The organism is Sagittula sp. S175, from assembly GCF_049800975.1.
Lineage (GTDB): Bacteria > Pseudomonadota > Alphaproteobacteria > Rhodobacterales > Rhodobacteraceae > Sagittula.
The window spans coordinates 40,472-56,650 of sequence record NZ_JBNAGB010000021.1; the positions used below are offsets into that span (position 1 = coordinate 40,472).

General features: G+C 64.9%; 14 protein-coding genes. 9 read left to right on the forward strand and 5 right to left on the reverse strand.

Going from position 1 to position 16,179, the window contains the following annotated elements; translation table 11 throughout:
* Positions 1 to 8 precede the first annotated feature (8 nt).
* The gene (locus tag ACP16H_RS20525) at positions 9 to 1,187 is read right to left on the reverse strand and encodes a LegC family aminotransferase (protein ID WP_425074108.1); all 1,179 of its coding nucleotides are present in this window, start codon (positions 1,185 to 1,187) and stop codon (positions 9 to 11) included.
* 228 nt (positions 1,188 to 1,415) lie between these two features.
* Between ACP16H_RS20525 and ACP16H_RS20530 the strand changes: the two genes are divergently transcribed.
* Positions 1,416 to 2,402, forward strand: coding sequence for a sulfotransferase family protein (locus ACP16H_RS20530; protein WP_425074109.1), 987 nt, complete (start codon positions 1,416 to 1,418; stop codon positions 2,400 to 2,402).
* A gap of 55 nt (positions 2,403 to 2,457) precedes the next feature.
* Here ACP16H_RS20530 and ACP16H_RS20535 read toward each other — a convergent pair whose 3' ends face one another.
* Complete coding sequence (locus tag ACP16H_RS20535; protein WP_425074110.1) at positions 2,458 to 4,803, reverse strand: hypothetical protein; 2,346 nt, start codon at positions 4,801 to 4,803, stop codon at positions 2,458 to 2,460.
* A gap of 240 nt (positions 4,804 to 5,043) precedes the next feature.
* Between ACP16H_RS20535 and ACP16H_RS20540 the strand changes: the two genes are divergently transcribed.
* The 4 genes from ACP16H_RS20540 to ACP16H_RS20555 are packed head-to-tail and all read left to right on the forward strand — an operon-like array spanning position 5,044 to position 9,371.
* On the forward strand, positions 5,044 to 5,751 hold the full coding sequence (locus ACP16H_RS20540; protein WP_425074111.1) for a paraquat-inducible protein A: 708 nt from the start codon (positions 5,044 to 5,046) through the stop codon (positions 5,749 to 5,751).
* Between the two features lie 14 nt (positions 5,752 to 5,765).
* A complete protein-coding gene (locus ACP16H_RS20545; protein WP_425074143.1) occupies positions 5,766 to 6,368 on the forward strand; it encodes a paraquat-inducible protein A in 603 nt (200 codons plus the stop codon).
* Positions 6,365 to 8,812, forward strand: a complete 2,448-nt coding sequence (locus ACP16H_RS20550) for an MlaD family protein (protein WP_425074112.1) — start codon at positions 6,365 to 6,367, stop codon at positions 8,810 to 8,812. Before ACP16H_RS20545 ends, ACP16H_RS20550 begins: the two co-directional genes overlap by 4 nt.
* Before the next feature lie 4 nt (positions 8,813 to 8,816).
* Complete coding sequence (locus tag ACP16H_RS20555; RefSeq protein WP_425074113.1) at positions 8,817 to 9,371, forward strand: PqiC family protein; 555 nt, start codon at positions 8,817 to 8,819, stop codon at positions 9,369 to 9,371.
* Between the two features lie 60 nt (positions 9,372 to 9,431).
* On the opposite strand, the gene ACP16H_RS20560 is transcribed toward ACP16H_RS20555, so the two are convergent.
* Positions 9,432 to 10,808: a phosphomannomutase gene (locus ACP16H_RS20560; RefSeq protein WP_425074114.1), complete on the reverse strand. Its 1,377-nt coding sequence runs from the start codon at positions 10,806 to 10,808 to the stop codon at positions 9,432 to 9,434.
* A 160-nt stretch (positions 10,809 to 10,968) separates the two neighbouring features.
* Between ACP16H_RS20560 and ACP16H_RS20565 the strand changes: the two genes are divergently transcribed.
* From ACP16H_RS20565 to ACP16H_RS20580, 4 genes are all read left to right on the forward strand, one after another.
* Positions 10,969 to 11,919 carry a KpsF/GutQ family sugar-phosphate isomerase gene (locus ACP16H_RS20565; protein ID WP_425074115.1) on the forward strand — a complete coding sequence of 317 codons (951 nt, stop codon included), beginning with the start codon at positions 10,969 to 10,971 and terminating at the stop codon, positions 11,917 to 11,919.
* A 24-nt stretch (positions 11,920 to 11,943) separates the two neighbouring features.
* Positions 11,944 to 12,732 carry a 3-deoxy-manno-octulosonate cytidylyltransferase gene (locus ACP16H_RS20570; protein ID WP_425074116.1) on the forward strand — a complete coding sequence of 263 codons (789 nt, stop codon included), beginning with the start codon at positions 11,944 to 11,946 and terminating at the stop codon, positions 12,730 to 12,732.
* Positions 12,729 to 13,631, forward strand: a complete 903-nt coding sequence (kdsA, locus tag ACP16H_RS20575; protein WP_425074117.1) for a 3-deoxy-8-phosphooctulonate synthase — start codon at positions 12,729 to 12,731, stop codon at positions 13,629 to 13,631. The genes ACP16H_RS20570 and kdsA overlap by 4 nt, the downstream gene beginning before the upstream one ends.
* A gap of 214 nt (positions 13,632 to 13,845) precedes the next feature.
* Positions 13,846 to 14,100 carry a hypothetical protein gene (locus ACP16H_RS20580; protein WP_425074118.1) on the forward strand — a complete coding sequence of 85 codons (255 nt, stop codon included), beginning with the start codon at positions 13,846 to 13,848 and terminating at the stop codon, positions 14,098 to 14,100.
* 83 nt (positions 14,101 to 14,183) lie between these two features.
* Here the strand turns inward: ACP16H_RS20580 and ACP16H_RS20585 are convergent, their stop codons facing one another.
* Together ACP16H_RS20585 and ACP16H_RS20590 are read right to left on the reverse strand one after the other, a co-directional pair.
* Positions 14,184 to 14,984 carry a hypothetical protein gene (locus tag ACP16H_RS20585; RefSeq protein ID WP_425074119.1) on the reverse strand — a complete coding sequence of 267 codons (801 nt, stop codon included), beginning with the start codon at positions 14,982 to 14,984 and terminating at the stop codon, positions 14,184 to 14,186.
* A 950-nt stretch (positions 14,985 to 15,934) separates the two neighbouring features.
* On the reverse strand, positions 15,935 to 16,147 hold the full coding sequence (locus ACP16H_RS20590; RefSeq protein ID WP_425074120.1) for a hypothetical protein: 213 nt from the start codon (positions 16,145 to 16,147) through the stop codon (positions 15,935 to 15,937).
* Positions 16,148 to 16,179: the final 32 nt, after the last annotated feature.

Sequence of the window (16,179 nt, forward strand, 5' to 3'; positions counted from 1 at the left end):
CTTCTGGATCAGATGGTCGGGATCAATCTGTGAAACTGGTTTTCGGGAACGCTTGAAGGAATGTTGACGACGCGGTCAGCCAGCCATTCGGTGACCTCCAGCCCGTCGGTCTGGCAATCGGCGAAATGCGCCAACTGATGCATCGGCGTCCAGACCGGACGGGTCATGACGCCCTGGGCATTGGTGTATTCCAGCATGGCATCGCGGGCGGCCCGGTCGCGGACCAGCACGGCGTTCAGCCAGTTGTTGGGATGGGTGCCTGTGGGGGCCTCGATCCAGGTCAGGCCCAGGGCGGGACAGGCCGCGCGCCAGCGACGGGCCAGCTCGGCCTTGATCTCGAGCATGGCGGGCAAGCGTTCCATCTGTGCCAGCCCCAGCGCGGCGTTCAGGTTCGGCATCCGGTAGTTGTAGCCCACCATGTCGTGCACGAAATTATAGTCATGCGGCAGCTTGGCCGTGGTCGAGAGATGCCGGGCCTTCCGGGCGATCTCGTCGTCATCGGTGGTGAGCATGCCGCCGCCACCGGTCGTGATGATCTTGTTGCCGTTGAAGCTGAAGGCAGAGATGGCACCGAAGGTGCCGGTCTGGCGGTCCCCCACCCGGCTGCCCAGCGATTCCGCCGCGTCCTCGATCAGCGGGATGTGGAATTCGGCGCAAAGCGCGCTCAGTTCCGCGATGTGGACCGGCAGGCCGAAGGTGTGCATCGGCACGCAGGCGGCGATGCGCGCGCCGGTGGTGCGACTGTAGCTGTGGCCGTTTTCGACGCGCGCATGGGTTTCCAGCCAGCGGCGCAGGGCGGTCGGGCTGAAGCCCAACGTGTCGCGGTCCACGTCGATGAAGACAGGGCGCGCGCCGATGTAGCTGATGGCGTTGCAGGTGGCGGCGAAGGTCAGCGACTGGCTAAGCACCTCGTCGCCCCGGGTCACCCCGGCCACCATCAGTGCCACGTGCAGCGCGGCGGTGCCGTTCACCGTGGCGATGCCATGTTTCGCGCCGACAAACTCCGCCACTGCCTGCTCGAAGGCGCCCACCTTAGCCCCAGCGGAGGAGACGAAGTTGGATTCGATGCATCCAGTCAGGTAGCGCGTTTCATTGCCCCCGAAGACCGGACGGTGCAGGGGAATGAACTCCTCGCCAAAGATCTCACGGGCGAGGGTGACGAAATCGTCCAATCGCTCGGATAGCAATGGATCCCCCCATGGACGTGCATGTGCACTGACACAAGGACAGCAACTGTTGTGGGCCGTCTCCGGGAGGGGCTATAGACAGGTTGCGGATCAAGGTCAAAGTGGTCCCGGACAGGTCGGGGAAGCCATGATAAGTGCGGCGGCGAGCATGGAAGGTATCATTCTCCGCCCTCCATGTCTATAAGCCTATAAGCAGCCTCGAGTTCCCGTTGAAGCGAGTCCCGCCTCATGCCCGCACCCCGCAGTCCGAACCCGGTGGCCCCCGATTTCCTTGTCATCGGCACCGCCAAGGCCGGCACGACCTCGCTGCATCACATCCTGTCAACGCATCCCGACGTCTGTCTCAGCACCCCCAAGGAGACGTGGTTCTTCGACGGGCCCGCGTATGCGCAGGGGGTCGATCACTATCTTGCGCGGCACTTTGCCGAGGCCCGTCCCGGCCAGCTGCGCGGCGAGGTGGCGACGAGCTACCTCTATGCCCCTTTCGTGGCTGAACGGCTGGCGCAGGCCGCGCCCGGGGCCCGGCTGATCGCCATCCTGCGCGACCCGGTGGAACGAGCGTTTTCCGACTGGTGGATGATGCACAGCCGCGGCTGGGAACCGCTGTTCTTCGAGGAGGCCATCGCCGACAACCTGCGGCGGCTCGAAGAGGGGCCGGATTTCTCGGACCCTGCGGACTGGGTGGCCCATCTCGATGCCATCCGCCGCGACGGCCGCATCCGGCACCGGACCTACGTGGATTACGGGTTCTACGGGGAACAGCTGGCACGCTACGCGGCACAGGGGTTCGGCCCGGACCGGCTGCTGGTATTGCAGTTCGAACAGCTGCGCAGGCAGGGACCGGGCTATTTCGATCAGGTCCACGCGTTTCTCGGGCTGGACAAGCCGGCCCCCGAAGCGCTGGAGCAGACCGCAACGCCGCAGAACGAGGCCCTGCCCTCGCGGCGGATCGGCCAGGCCGTCCACCTGCTGCACCGCACCGGTGTCTCGCGCCTGGTGCCGACCGGGGTGAAGGATGCGGCCAAGCGCGTGCTGGGACGGATGAAGCGCAGCCAGACCATGGCTCCCGGTACGCGGGCCATGTTGTCGGAGCTGTATCGCGAGCGCCTGTTGCAGGGAACGGGAACAGCCCGCCTCGACGGCGGGCTGGAAGGGTTCGACATGGGCCTCTGGAAATCCATGGCCCCTGCTCCGCGTGTGCGCGAAGAGTCCTGAATCGTCAGACACGGCAGACGCAGAGCGTCAGGTCAGGTCCGGCTGATGCAAGGCGTCAGGACACGCGCACGAGGCTCACGTCGCTGATCGCGCCGTTGAACCCGGTGCCCGCGTCGAAGCGCAGCTCCATCGTGCCCGTGCCGCAGGTCAGCGTCTCGTTGTAGAAACCGGTGGCCGTGGCGGCGGTGCCGACGGTGCCGGCCAGGGTCGGCGTCACGGTGCCCGTGGTGTGGTTGCCGGTGGCATAGGACAGCTTGTACTTGCCCCCGACCACCAGTCCGCTCAGCGCGATCACCTTGTTGCCGCCAGCGACCAGCCCCGTGGCAAACGCCGGGTTCGAGACGAATTCCGTGATCGCAGGGGCCTTGGTCACGCGCCAGTACCAGCACCCCGGTCCCAGTGTCTTGGCCACGCCGTGTTCGTTCTTGAGCACGGCGTATATCTGGTTCTGCAGGCTCGTGGTCTTGCCCGCCCCCCGCGCCGTCAACACGTAGACATGGGTAAAGGACGCCCCCGTGATCGAGGTGTTCACCACCTCGACGAAATCGTCGCTGGTCACCCCCGGCACGTTCAGCGTCTGCAAGAGCGTGGCGCCCGCCGCGATGGAACACCCGGCGAAAGGCGCCTGCCCCACCAGTTCCCGCTCCGGAAAGACATCCGCGGTGGTGGCGGAACCCACGTAGGTGATGTTGCTTTCGCTCGGGCTGATCCGTACCCCGGTGGCATAGTCGAAGACACCGTACCCATTCGCCGGCACCGCGGCGATCATCCGACCGCCCCGCAGGATGAACCCGGACACAGACCGGGCCGTCACGGTGCCGAGGATGTCGCAGTTGATGACCTGCACGTTGCGATAGACCGGCAGCTTGTCCTTGCGGGTGATGTTGCTAGTGAAGGTCAGGGCAAAATTGCCGTTGGTGTTGTTCTGCCCGGCATCCAGCAGGCAGTCGATGAAGAAGATGCTTTCGCGCGACTGGAAATCAGCCTGGGCCTGGTCCACCGGATCGAAGAACAGCGCGCTGTCGCGCACGTTCTTGCGCATCCGGCATCCCTTGAAGGTGATGTTGACCACCCGCCCGCCGGTAGACCCCGAGGCCCCCGCCTCCATGTCCCAGCCGTTGCCATAGGTATCGCCCGCCGACAGGATGCCGTTCTTGCCGTCCGTGGCCTCGCTGCCGGCGCTGCGCGGCGTCCATGTGCCATCCACGTTCAGGCCGTTGTACTCGAACGAACAATCCTCGAAGCGCACGTTCTGCATCGAGTTGCCGGACCCGCCATGGCGGCGGTTCCAGTCGAAACGGCAGTTGGTGACGCGGATGTTGCTGGCCCTGATCTGCGCATCGGTCTCGCCGGTCGCCAGCACATTGGTCCCGACGCCACGATGGATTTCGATGCCATCGGTGGCGCAGTAATTGGCGGAGCAGTCGCGCAAGGTCAGGTTGTCCACATAGCCCCGGATGCGGAAGCCGTAGCGCCCGCCGTCAGCGGTGGACAGGTTGGTCTGCAAGGCGCGTCCACCATGGATATGGACGTTCTCGATGAGGATGTTGCGACGGGTGTTCGCGATGTTCGCCACCGGCGAGGAGGTCCGGCCAAAGGTATTGTCACGTCCGATGTACAGCGGCGAATACTGCACATCGGCGCTGTTGCCCCGCTCGTACAGGTAGAGATCATGCACCGCCGTGTCCGAGGACACCTCGACTTCGGTCACCATGTAATGGCCGCCACCGCCCACGATCACATCCGCCGCATCGAAACAGGCCTGAAGCGCCGCCGTGGAATCGGGTGCGGGCTGGGTCAGCGCCGCATCCAGGCACCAGCGCCGGTTGACGACATCCTCGTAAAGCTTCGACGCGGCCGCAGCACCGAACTGTTCGGGACTGAAGGCGCCGGTGTCGTTGCCCACGAGCGACAGCGCCTTCAGGCGGACGCCCCCCGCGGTCTGGATGTCATGATTGGTGGCAGTCCCTACCAACACGCGATAGGTGAACTGACCACGCGTGACATGCACATGGTTGCCGGCCACCACCGGGAAACGCCCTTCGCCGGGCGTGTAGGACAGGGCAAGATCGGCGACCAGCTCTGTCACGGAGGCAAACTGGTGCGGAGCCTCCGCCACGAAGGGCGAGATCACCGCCACGTCATCGAGGCGCGTGATCAGCCGTCCGTGAGTATCGCGCACCTCGAGGCAGTAGACGCCGTTTTCCACGTAGCAAAAGGGAAAGGTTCCCGATTGCGAGGCGGTGACTGGGTTGGCGGTCAGATGCGTGAGCTGTTCGTCGCGGTACAGCGGGACCATGATCTCCGACCCTGCGTCGAAGACGTGCAGGCTGGCCGACGCGGCAGCGCTTCCGGCGGCTTCCATGGCAGGGCGCAGGACGGATACGTTCAGGATTCCCATTCTCATGCTCCATCTGTGTGTCGGGTCTGGACGGAACGGCAGGCGCCCCGGCGCATGTGCTGCACGCGGCACGACCGCCGCGAACGAGACATCCCGGGAAAATCCGAACAAATTTCTAACGATCGGTTGTCGCAGCGTACGCAGCCCCCCGCTCCGCGACACTTCCCACGTTGCCCCCACCTGGTCTGCGGGCTATCTTGCAAAGCCAGAAAGCCACATTCCGTGTCAGCGTTACGGGGAATGACCGGTGCGGTGGGGAACGTGGAAGCACAGGCGATATCGAACCAGATCGGGGGAAATCCCCCTCTTGTCGACGCCGCGAGGGATACCTCCGGGCTGATCGGCTGTCCCATGTGCGACGAGGTCTATGCCGCACGCCTGCCCGAGGGCGGCGATCGCGCCGTCTGCGACCGCTGCGGCACGGTGCTGATTTCCACCCGCGAAGGCGCAGGTCTGCAGATCCTCGCCCTGTCCATTGCCGTGCTGGTGCTGGTCGTCGCGGCCAGCTTTCACCCCTTTCTGTCGATCAACGCCGCGGGGCTGGGCAACAATGTCTCGCTTCTGGACGTGGCGACCAGTTTCCGGTCGGGCCTGCTGGTCCTCGTCTCGGTGGCCACGGTGCTGCTGATCGTGGGCATTCCGGCGCTGCGCGTGGCGCTGCTGATCTACGTCATCGGCCCGCTGGAATTCGGTCGCCCCCCTGCCCCACACGCCCGCGGGGCATTCCGCATCGCGCAGGAGCTGAAGCCCTGGGCCATGACCGAGGTCTTCTCCATCGGCTGCGCCGTGGCGCTGGTGAAGGTCTCGGACCTTGCCCGGCTGGACTTTGGCCCGGCCTTCTGGATGTTCGCCGTGCTGTCGGTGATCGTGGTGATCTCGGACCGGTTCCTGTGCAGCTGGTCGATCTGGCACGCCATCGAGACCGGATCGCTGGAGGGCAACCGTTGAGTACCGCCCGCGAGATGGGGCTGGTGACCTGCACCAGCTGTGCCCGCGTCTGGCCCATGGGCACGCCGACCTGCGCGCGCTGCGGCCACCGCCTGCAGTCGCGCCATGCCAATGCGCTGCAATGGGTCTGGGCCTTCTGGGCCACCGGCCTCATGGCCTACATCCCCGCCAATCTCTACCCGATGCTGGTGACGCAGACCCTGACCGGCACCCAGTCGGGCACCATCGTCGGCGGCGCGATCCAGATTGCGCATCACGGCGAATGGGGCATCGCCGCCATCGTACTGATTGCCTCGGTGGTGATCCCCGTGGCTAAGTTCGTGGCCATCGCCTACCTCGCCCTGTCGGTGCAGCGGGGGTCCGCCCGCCACCTGCACCAGAAGCAGCACCTTTATGAAATCGTCGAATTCATCGGCCGCTGGTCGATGATCGACGTCTTCGTCGTGGCGATCCTCAGTGCATTGGTGCAACTGTCCGTCATCGCCTCCATCCACCCCGGACCTGCGGCCCTGACATTCGCCCTGTCCGTGATATTCACCATGCTGTCCGCCCGGTCCTTCGATACGCGATTGATCTGGGACGGGCACGCTGCCCCTGCTGCCCCGGAAGTTTCATGAACGACACCCCCTCCCAGCCCGGATCGCCCCGGGCTGTTCCCATCGAACCGGCCACGCGCGGCGGGTTTTCCAGCCTCTCGCTGGTCTGGCTGATCCCGCTCTTGGCGGTGCTGGCTGCGCTTGGCGTCGCCTGGCAGAACTGGTCCTCGCGCGGGCCGCTGATCGAGGTGGCCTTTGCCCAGGCCGATGGCGTGCGCCCGCAGGAAACCGAACTGCGCTACCGCGACATTCCCGTGGGGTTGGTGGAATACGTGAACTTCTCCTCTGATCTGGAAAAGGTGCTGGTGGGCATCCGGCTGGACAAGGATGTGGCGCCTTACGTGGATGCCGATGCGACCTTCTGGATCGTGCGCCCGCAGGTGACCGCGCAGGGGGTTTCCGGCCTCGATACGGTTCTCTCCGGCGTCTACCTGTCCGGTGCCTGGGACGGCACCCCCACAGAGACCGAGACGCATTTCGAAGGCGCGCCCGACGCGCCGCTCATGGCGTTGGGGGAAAAGGGCGTGACCTTCATGCTGCGCTCGATGGAAGGGCTGCCGTCCGAGGGCACGCCGATTCTGTACCGCGGCGTGCAGGTGGGCCGCATGGGCCCGACCGAGGTCTCCTCCGACGGGCTCGAGGTCTTTGCCCAGGCGGTTGTCCTCGAACCCTACACCCAGCTCGTCACCTCGGCCACGCGCTTCTGGGACATCTCCGGCTTCAGCTTCTCGCTAGGGGCGGGGGGCGCCAGCCTTGACTTCTCGTCGCTGGCCTCGCTGATCTCGGGTGGCGTGACCTTCGAAACCATGTCCTCGGGCGGCACGCCCCTGGCCAGCGGCGCGGAATTCACCCTGCACCCGGACGAGGAAACCGCGCGCGAGGACTTCTTCCTCGAAGGCGACGGCGGCTCCGTGCAGCTGATGATGATCTTCGACGAGAACCTCGCCGGGCTCACCCCCGGGGCCGATGTCAGCCTCGGCGGCCTGAAACTGGGCGAGGTCGAGACGATTTCAGGCGTGGTCGATCCGCTGCGCTTTGGTGACAACGAGATCCGCCTGATCGCCACCGTGCGCATCAACCCCAGCCGCATCGGCATCGACGCCAGCGCAGGCGAGACCGCCTTCATGGGCTATCTCTCGGCCCGCGTGAACGAGGGGCTGCGCGCCCGGCTGACCAATGCCTCGATCCTGACCGGCGGGCTGAAGATCGACCTGGTGATGGTCGAGGATGCCGCCCCCGCCCGCCTCGATCGCAACGCCGATCCCTATCCGGAACTGCCTACCGCGCCGTCGGAGGTCACCAACGTGGCCGCCAGCGCCCAAGGGTTGATCCAGCGCGTCGATGCCCTGCCCGTCGAGGAAGTCATGCAAGGCGTCATCGACACGCTGGCCGACATCCGCGGCGTCATCGGCTCGGAGGAAGTGCAAGCCGCCCCCGAGGCGCTGCTGGCCACGCTGGAGTCGATCCGCGCCGTTGCGGAAAGCGAGGAGGTCGCCGCCCTGCCCGCACAGGTGGGTGCGCTGGCCGACAACCTGACGACCGCGTCCGAGACGCTGAACACGCTGCTGGGCGAGGTGAAGGACGAGGCCGTCATCGCCGCCGTCTCCGACCTGATCGACTCGCTGGATGCGACGGCGCAAAGCCTGCCGGAACTGGCCGACCGCGCTGGGGCCGTGCTGCAAAAGGCCGAAGACCTACCGCTGGAGGACATCACCACGCGGGTCTCGACCCTGCTGGACGACGCCGATGCCATCCTCACCGACCCCGAACTGAAGGCGCTGCCCGCCGATGTGCGCGCCACGCTGGACGGGCTGCGGCAGGTCGTCTCCAGTCCGGAATTCACGGCCCTTCCGGGACAGGTGGGCGACCTCGCCACCAATCTGACCGAGGCCTCGGACACGCTGAACAGCCTTCTGGAGGAGGCGCAGCAGAAGGCGATCATGACCCAGGTGTACGACTTGGTGACGAGCCTTGGCACCACCGCCGACCGTCTGCCGGGTCTGGCCGATCAGGCCAGCGCGGTGCTGTCGGACGCGGAACAGCTGTCGCTCGACGAGCTGGCGGATCAGGCTCGAACCTTGCTCGATTCCGTCGAAAAGCTGGTCGATCAGGACAGCACGCGGCAATTGCCCGCCGAGGTTAACGCGGCCCTGTCGGAACTGCGCCTGACGCTGGAGGAACTGCGCCGGGGCGGCATCGTCGCCAATGCCAATGCCACGCTCGCCTCGGCCCGCGAGGCCGCCGAGGCCGTGGCCGAAGCCAGCCGCTCGCTGCCCGCCCTGTCGGACAAGCTGCGCATCGTGGCCGATCAGGCTGGCGTGACCATCTCCGGCTACAACGCGCAATCCGACTTCGGGCGTGACCTGTCGGGCGCGATCCGCCAGCTGGACGAGGCGGCGAAGTCCATCGATCGCCTCGCCCGCCAGATCGCGCGCAATCCCAATTCCCTGATTACGGGACGTTAAAGACATGAAGTACGCATACCTCCTGCTGCCCCTCGCCCTGCTCGCCTGTGGCAAGACCGAACCCCGCTTCGATGCGCCCCCTGTGGCGGCCTTCGAAAAGGTCTCGACCCGCTATGCCCGGATCGAGGTGGCTGCCGTCACCCTGCCGGTCTACGCGCAGGGCGAGGAAATCCACACACGCAACGCCAGCGGCGCAATCCTGCCCCTCGGCCCGCTCTGGGCGGATGAACCCAGCCGCGCCGTGACCTTGCAGGTAGCGCGCGACCTCGACGCCATCACGGGCCGACTGGTGGCACCCGAGCCCTGGCCCTTCCGCGACTACCCGGATGTGAAGGTCGACGTGCGCGTGCAGGATTTCTACGCCACGGAACGCGGCACATTCCGCATCGCCGGGCAGGTCTTTGTCGCGCCCGAAGAAGGCGGCCCCGACCGCGCCAAGACCTTCGAGATCGAGACCGCGATCCCCGGCGAAAAGCCCGGCCCGGCCCAGATTGCCGCAGCGCGATCGGCCGCCGTGTCGGAGCTGTCGGTATTCATCGCGAAGAACGGGCTGCGCTGAACGGGACGCCGGAAACTTCAAAAGTTTCCCGACCGAAGTCTTTGCAAGACTTCGCCTGCCCTAGCCCAGCCGGGCTTGTACCTTCTCCAGCGTGGCGCGCATCAGCGCCATGGCCGCCTCGCGGCTGTCGGATTCCGCGTAGCAGCGGAACTCCGGCGCATTGCCCGAGGGTCGCAGGTGTATCACATAACCATCCGCGAAGGTCGCGCGCAGCCCGTCCGCCTGGTCCAGAACAGTCTCTGTTTCACCGAAAAATGCTGCTCGTGCATCGGCGAAGGCAGATAGTTCCGCGAGGAAGGCCTTCGATTTCTCCGTCTCGATCCCCTGCAGGCGGTCGGCGGCGGTGAAACGCGGCGGCAGCGCGTCCACCAAGGCCGACAGGGTGACGCCCTCCGCCCGCGCCGCAGCCAGCGGGGCGATCATCGGCAGCAGGCAGTCGCGGGTCATCAGGGGGAGCAGCAGCCCCTGCGGGCCTTGGGCCTCGAACCCCAGCAGGAAGCCACCATTGGCCTCGTAGCCCACGACGTGGGCCTGCGGATCTGCGGCCAGCGCCTCTTCCATCGCCGCGATCACGTAAGGCGAGCCGATCTTCGTCAGGGTGACCCGGTCGAACCCCATCTGCGATACCATCGTGTTGGACGACACCGGGGTGCAGATCACCCGCGCCCCCAGCCCCCGCGCCGTCAATGCGCCCAGCACATCCCCCGGCACCACACGGGCCTTGTCATCGACCACCATGGGACGGTCGGCGTCGCCGTCAGTGGACATCAGCACATCCAGCCCGTGTTCCGCGAACCATCCTGCGAACAGCGCCTGAGTCTCGGGGTCCAGCGCCTCGGTATCCACGGGAATGAAGGTCTCGGAGCGGGCAATCGACACGACCCGCGCCCCCAGCCCTTCGAAGACCTGCACCATCGCGTCGCGCGCCACGGAACTGTGCTGGTAGACGCCCACCACCACCCCCTCAAGCGCCCGACCATAGGCACGGATATAGCGCGCCAAGTAGTCGTCCAGCGCTTGTTTCGTCTCTATTCCGCCCGAAAGTCCCTGCGGCCCCCGCCCCAGCGCGGCCCCGATGGCGGTCTCGTCCGCCTTCGAAATCTCGCCCGAGGGCACGTAGAACTTCAGCCCGTTGCGGTCTGCGGGGATATGGCTGCCGGTCACCATGACAGCCGCGCAGCTCGCATTCAGCGAGGACAGCGCCAGCGCCGGGGTCGGCAGGGCACCACAATTGACAGCTGTCAATCCTGCATCCCGCACCGCCGCGATCACCCAGTCCGCGATCTGCGGCGAAGAGGGCCGCAGGTCACGCCCCACATGCACTGCCCCGCCATGCGAGCAGGCGGCGAGAAAGGCCCGGGTGTAATCGGTGACCAGCGCTTCGGTCAGGTCCACCACCAGGCCACGCAGCCCGCTCGTCCCGAATTTCGGTGCCATCTCGGTCTCCTTCTGCGATCCCCGACGGGTTGTTAACCAAGTTCTAGGGCAAGACAAGTGAAGGAAGAGTAACCGTCCGGCTCCCCGTCGCTTCACCCCCGTTGGACAAGTCCGCCCGCCCCGGCTATGCACGGGCGACAGAGTAGAATATAGGCGCTCCATGTCCTCCATTCCCATCCAGATCGCCCGCGAGGTGCTGAGCACCGAGGCTGCCGCACTGACCCGGCTGGCCAGCGAGTTGCCCGTCGATTTCGAACCGGCCCTGACCATGCTGCTGGGAGTGAAGGGGCGCATCATCGTGTCGGGCATGGGCAAGTCGGGCCATGTCGCAGCCAAGATGGCGGCCACCTTCGCCTCGACCGGGTCGCCCGCGCAATGCGTCCACCCCGGCGAAGCGTCTCATGGCGACCTGGGCATGATCACGCCGCATGACGCGGTGATCCTGATCTCGAACTCGGGCGAGACGCGCGAACTGGCCGACATGATCGCCCATTGCGCGCGGTTCTCGGTTCCGCTGGTGGCCATAACACGGCGCCGCGACAGCATACTGGCGCAGGCCGCAGACTACCTGCTGCTGATGCCCGATGCGCCCGAGGCCTGCGCCATCGGCATGGCCCCCACGACCTCGACCACCATGACCATGGCCTTGGGCGATGCGCTGGCGGTGGCGATGATGCAGCACCGCGGTTTTGACCGGGCGCACTTTGCCGCCTTCCACCCCGGCGGTACGCTGGGCGCGCAGCTCCTGCGCGTCGCGGCCGTCATGCACAAGGGCGAGGAACTGCCCGTCGTGGCCCCGGAAACGCAGATGTCCGAGGTCCTGCTGACCATGTCCGCCAAGGGCTTTGGCGTGGCGATCGTGGTGGAACAGGGTCGATTGAGCGGCATCATCACCGACGGCGACTTGCGGCGCAACATGTCCGGCCTGATGGACCGCACCGCCGGTGAAGTCGCCACCCCCAACCCGCTCACCACCACGCCCGACACCCTGCTGGTCGAGGCGCTGGGAATAATGAACGAGAAGAAACGCACTGTTCTGCTGGTCGCCGAGGGCGACCGGCTCACCGGCCTCATCCACATCCACGACGCGCTGCGCGCGGGCGTGGCCTGATTTCCTGCCTGAAGGATTCCTCCCATGCAGACCGTGATCTTCATCCCCGCCCGCTACGCATCGACCCGCTACCCCGGCAAGCCGCTGGTGGGGCTCAAGGGCTCGACGGGCCACGAGAAATCTCTCATCCAGCGCAGCTGGGAAGCAGCGAAATCCGTCGCCGGGGCCGACGCTGTCTATGTCCTGACCGATGACGACCGCATTCGCGATGCCGCGCGGGCCTTTGGTGCCGAGGTGCTGATGACCTCGGAACGCGCGCGCAACGGCACGGAACGCTGTGCCGAAGGGGTGGCGCAACTTCCCAGCGAACCGCAGGTGGTGGTCAACCTCCAAGGCGACGCGCCCCTGACGCCGCCCTGGTTCGTCGAAGCCCTGATCGCCGCCATGGATGATCCCGCCGTGCAGATGGCCACCCCAGTGCTGAAATGCGACCATGACACGCTGTCGAACTTCGTCAGTGACCGCCACGCGGGCCGCGTCGGTGGCACCACGGCGGTGATGCGGCGCGACGGCACGGCGATCTACTTCTCCAAGGAAGTGCTGCCGTATGTCGGCAACCTCGAAACGCCGCCCGAGGTCTGGCATCATGTCGGCGTCTACGCCTACCGTCCCGCCGCGCTTGAGGCCTACATGGGCTGGGAGGAAGGCCCCATCGAGCGCGCCGAGGGGCTGGAACAGCTGCGCTTCCTTGAAAACGGCGCGCCAGTGACCTGCGTCCCGGTCGAGGGCCGCGACCGTGTGTTCTGGGAACTCAACAACCCTGTCGACGTCGCCCGCATCGAGGGCGTGCTGAAGAAGGAGGGCATCGCATGAGCCCGGAGATGAAAACAGTCACCATTCCGGCCCAAAATGGCGATATCGCCATATCGAACGCGCAGCCCTTCGTGCTGATCGCGGGTCCGTGCCAGCTTGAATCGCTCGATCATGGCCGGATGCTGGCGGAGAAGATCGCCGAGGCCGCCGAGGGTGTGGGCATCCGCTGGATCTTCAAGGCGAGCTACGACAAGGCCAACCGCTCCAGCCTCGAGGGCAAGCGCGGTCTTGGCATGGACGAGGGGCTTCGCATCCTCTCGACCATCAAGGCCGAATTCGGCGTCCCCGTGCTGACCGACGTGCATTCGGAAACCCAATGCGCCCCCGTGGCCGAGGTGGTGGACGTGCTGCAGATCCCCGCCTTCCTGTGTCGCCAGACCGACCTGCTGCTGGCGGCGGGTGAAACCGGCGCTGCCATCAACGTCAAGAAGGGGCAGTTCCTGGCCCCGCACGACATGGGTAATGTCGCGGATAAGATCGCCAGCACGGGCAACACGCGGATCATGCTGTGCGAGCGCGGCACGTCCTTTGGCTACAACATGCTGGTGAGCGACTTCCGAGCCTTGCCGATCATGGCCCAGACCGGCTACCCGGTGGTCATGGACGCAACCCATTCGGTGCAGATGCCTGGCGGGATGGGCAAGTCTTCTGGCGGCAAGCGTGAGTATGTCGAGCCTTTGGCTCGCGCGGCGCTAGCTGTTGGCTGTGCCGCGGTGTTCATGGAAACTCACGAGGCGCCCGACAGCGCGCCGAGCGACGGCCCGAACATGGTTCCAGTGGACAACTTAGGCCACATCCTGAAGGGGTTGAAGGCGATCGATGCGCTTACGAAAGGACGAGAAAGCATTGTCGCCTCAAGCACAAAACTTTCTTTGCGGTCAGAAGGCGCTCCGAAATAGCACCCCCAGCACACATGTAGACGCAGTTTTCCAGAAAGCTCAATTCAACTTTTCTTTTGATTTCTGCTCTGATCGTTGTCCTTCCATCTGATTTTAGGTTGGATTTAGGGGTTGGTGTTTATGGGTTTGAGTGCAGCCCGCTCTGGCTGCCGGTGGTTGAGTGAAGCCGGTTTGGAGCGGTCTTTCGAGCAGCACCAACCGAAGGAACGACCCCATGCGAATGAAGACTTTGACGACGATCCTGTCTGCAGTTTTGATTGCGGGCGCGGCCCATGCAGGCGGGCCCACGACGCTGAACGCGCCGCCGATGTATGCGGGCAAGGAAAACGTGCCGAGCACGCTTCCTGCCAATTCCCGCGCGACGATTGCGACGCAGAACGCGGCGAACAACTCGCGCTCGCAGTTCACGCGGCCGCAGGGTCCGAGCAGCAGCTACGCACGCCGTGTCTACATGATGTACAAGCGCTGACGATCAGGCTGAGGTGACAAAAAACGCCTGCTGCGGGAGTGTCCTGCGGCAGGCGTTGATGTTTCGTGAGTAGCGGTGGTCGTTCAGAAGCTGCGCGAGATGCTGATGGCGTACTGGCGGCGGTTGACCGATTGGCCCACGTCGAAGATGCCGATGGAGCCGCCCCATTCCGGGAGGGCTTTGACGCCGAAGCTGGTGCCGACGTTGACCTGGTTCTTGGTGCCAGAGAGGCTGACGGCGACGGTTTCGGTGACGCCGAGACCCAGACCGTAGAAGAGGCCTTCACCGACGGTTGCCCCGTTGCTGGAGAAGGTGGTCTGGTCGCCATAGCCGACGGTGACCTGTACGGGGATTTCACCGCCGGAGGTCTGGAAGCTGGTCAGGTGAGAGACGTAGGCCGAGTAGGTTTCCGGACGGGTCTTTGCCGAGCCCCAGGCACCGACGTTGCCTGCGGTGATGCCACCGAAGGTCAGCGAACGCTCACCCACGTGCAGGGCGCGGGCAAAATCGAAATAGAAGGAGCCTGCCTTGCCAAACGGTTGAATGTCACTGATGACGAGCGTGCCAGTGACGCTGATGTTGTCGATCGGGTTGCCGACGGTGTAGCCGATACCGAGGTCACCATCCGCGTTGTCACGATTGGGTTTCGCCTTGCCGCCCCCGCGGGGAGCCGCAACGGTGAATCCGACGAAACCGGAGTTCTGCGGCGCAGGAAACGCGCTCGGAATGCCGACGATGCTCGGGAAGGCCTTCGGGGCCTGTCCAGTGCTGTATTCCGGCTGGCTTGCGGCGTCAGCGTTGTTCCAGGATTGCGCCAGCGTGATCGACGGGAACGCGACCAGAGCCGTGGCGACAGATGCCAGTATGCAAGATTTAAAGGTCATAACCCCACCCTCGATTTGTTAGCACATGTTGTAGTTGATGCCGTGCGGGAAACAAATCGTCCATCGCGCGAATGTGGCGCAGCTGGGGACTTTTGTTGCCCGAGAACAACGTGCAGGCGCAAAAGCAGGTCACCTTGGCGTGTTATCCTCCGATCACGTCGCCCCACCGGGAATTATTCTCCGGGCGTGGGAGCGAAGGCTGCTGTGGAGACGGGTGCGCAGCGTGCCCGGGGGGACTCGCTCCGGGATGCTGCTTCCGGCCGGTCCAAAGCCCCGTGTCCCGGAGAGTTTTCAGCAATCGGACCAGCGGTTCAGACATGCATTCACTCCGCCTTAATCGCGCCGCGCTGAAGTCGTAGATGGTGTGAGCAGCGCCCAATAAACTCATCAAGCCAATGCGACCCGCAAACTGCAATCATCCACCCAAGCCGCGGCTGGCACGTGTTCGAGACACGGCCATGCTGGTGCTCGGGTGGGTGATGATGCTCCTGCCCCTGGCGCTGATCGCGCGGTCTCTCTGGGGGTGAGTCCCAAGGGCTGCCAACGACATGCCGCTTCAAAATTCGTGATCCCGGAAGTGAGAGACGGCAGGCTGCAGAGGGGTTCACAGCTTCGGAGGCGCGAGGCATCCTGGATGCTGACCTGCCCTTTGACCCGACGAGGCAAGCCGTGGGCCAGATCAATAGCCACATCGCGGCATGGATGTTAGCACTTCGTTAAGTTGTATTGCGCTAACCTTGCGCCACTCAGAAGGAGGATCGACACTTGGGCGCCCAGAGTGACACTGATTGCTACGGGTTGAACCGCTTCAGGCACTTCTTGTCAGTTCGTGAACTGGTACTGATCAAGGTTGCGCTTGGTTCGAGGCAGGTGTCGCCCTTCAACCGTTTGAAAGTCCAGGAAGTTCTACTTGAGGTTTGGCGGCCCAAAGATGGACCCGAGAAACTGCATTAGTCTGGCAGGTTCGCTCCGCCTTGTATGACACGAAACGTCGGTTGTTCTTCCGCAAGCTCTACTGCGCGAAGAGCCTGGCGGATGGCCCCTAACTCCTTGTCGACGATGAGACGCAACTGGGGGACCGCGTCAAAGGTCTTGTTCAACCCGTTTTCAGAGGCGTACGCCTCGATATCGGTCAGCACGCCGATGATCCAGTCATGGCTCACCACTTGTATGTCCCCCCTGGAAAACGCCCGTT

Coding starts and splice junctions, on each gene's coding strand:
- ACP16H_RS20580 (WP_425074118.1), top strand. CDS start 13,846: ATGCGAATGAAGACTTTGACGACGATCCTGTCTGCAGTTTTGATTGCG.
- ACP16H_RS20570 (WP_425074116.1), top strand. CDS start 11,944: ATGCAGACCGTGATCTTCATCCCCGCCCGCTACGCATCGACCCGCTAC.
- ACP16H_RS20545 (WP_425074143.1), top strand. CDS start 5,766: ATGGGGCTGGTGACCTGCACCAGCTGTGCCCGCGTCTGGCCCATGGGC.
- ACP16H_RS20535 (WP_425074110.1), bottom strand. CDS start 4,803: ATGGGAATCCTGAACGTATCCGTCCTGCGCCCTGCCATGGAAGCCGCC.
- ACP16H_RS20540 (WP_425074111.1), top strand. CDS start 5,044: ATGACCGGTGCGGTGGGGAACGTGGAAGCACAGGCGATATCGAACCAG.
- ACP16H_RS20585 (WP_425074119.1), bottom strand. CDS start 14,984: ATGACCTTTAAATCTTGCATACTGGCATCTGTCGCCACGGCTCTGGTC.
- ACP16H_RS20565 (WP_425074115.1), top strand. CDS start 10,969: ATGTCCTCCATTCCCATCCAGATCGCCCGCGAGGTGCTGAGCACCGAG.
- ACP16H_RS20550 (WP_425074112.1), top strand. CDS start 6,365: ATGAACGACACCCCCTCCCAGCCCGGATCGCCCCGGGCTGTTCCCATC.
- ACP16H_RS20530 (WP_425074109.1), top strand. CDS start 1,416: ATGCCCGCACCCCGCAGTCCGAACCCGGTGGCCCCCGATTTCCTTGTC.
- ACP16H_RS20560 (WP_425074114.1), bottom strand. CDS start 10,808: ATGGCACCGAAATTCGGGACGAGCGGGCTGCGTGGCCTGGTGGTGGAC.
- kdsA (WP_425074117.1), top strand. CDS start 12,729: ATGAGCCCGGAGATGAAAACAGTCACCATTCCGGCCCAAAATGGCGAT.
- ACP16H_RS20555 (WP_425074113.1), top strand. CDS start 8,817: ATGAAGTACGCATACCTCCTGCTGCCCCTCGCCCTGCTCGCCTGTGGC.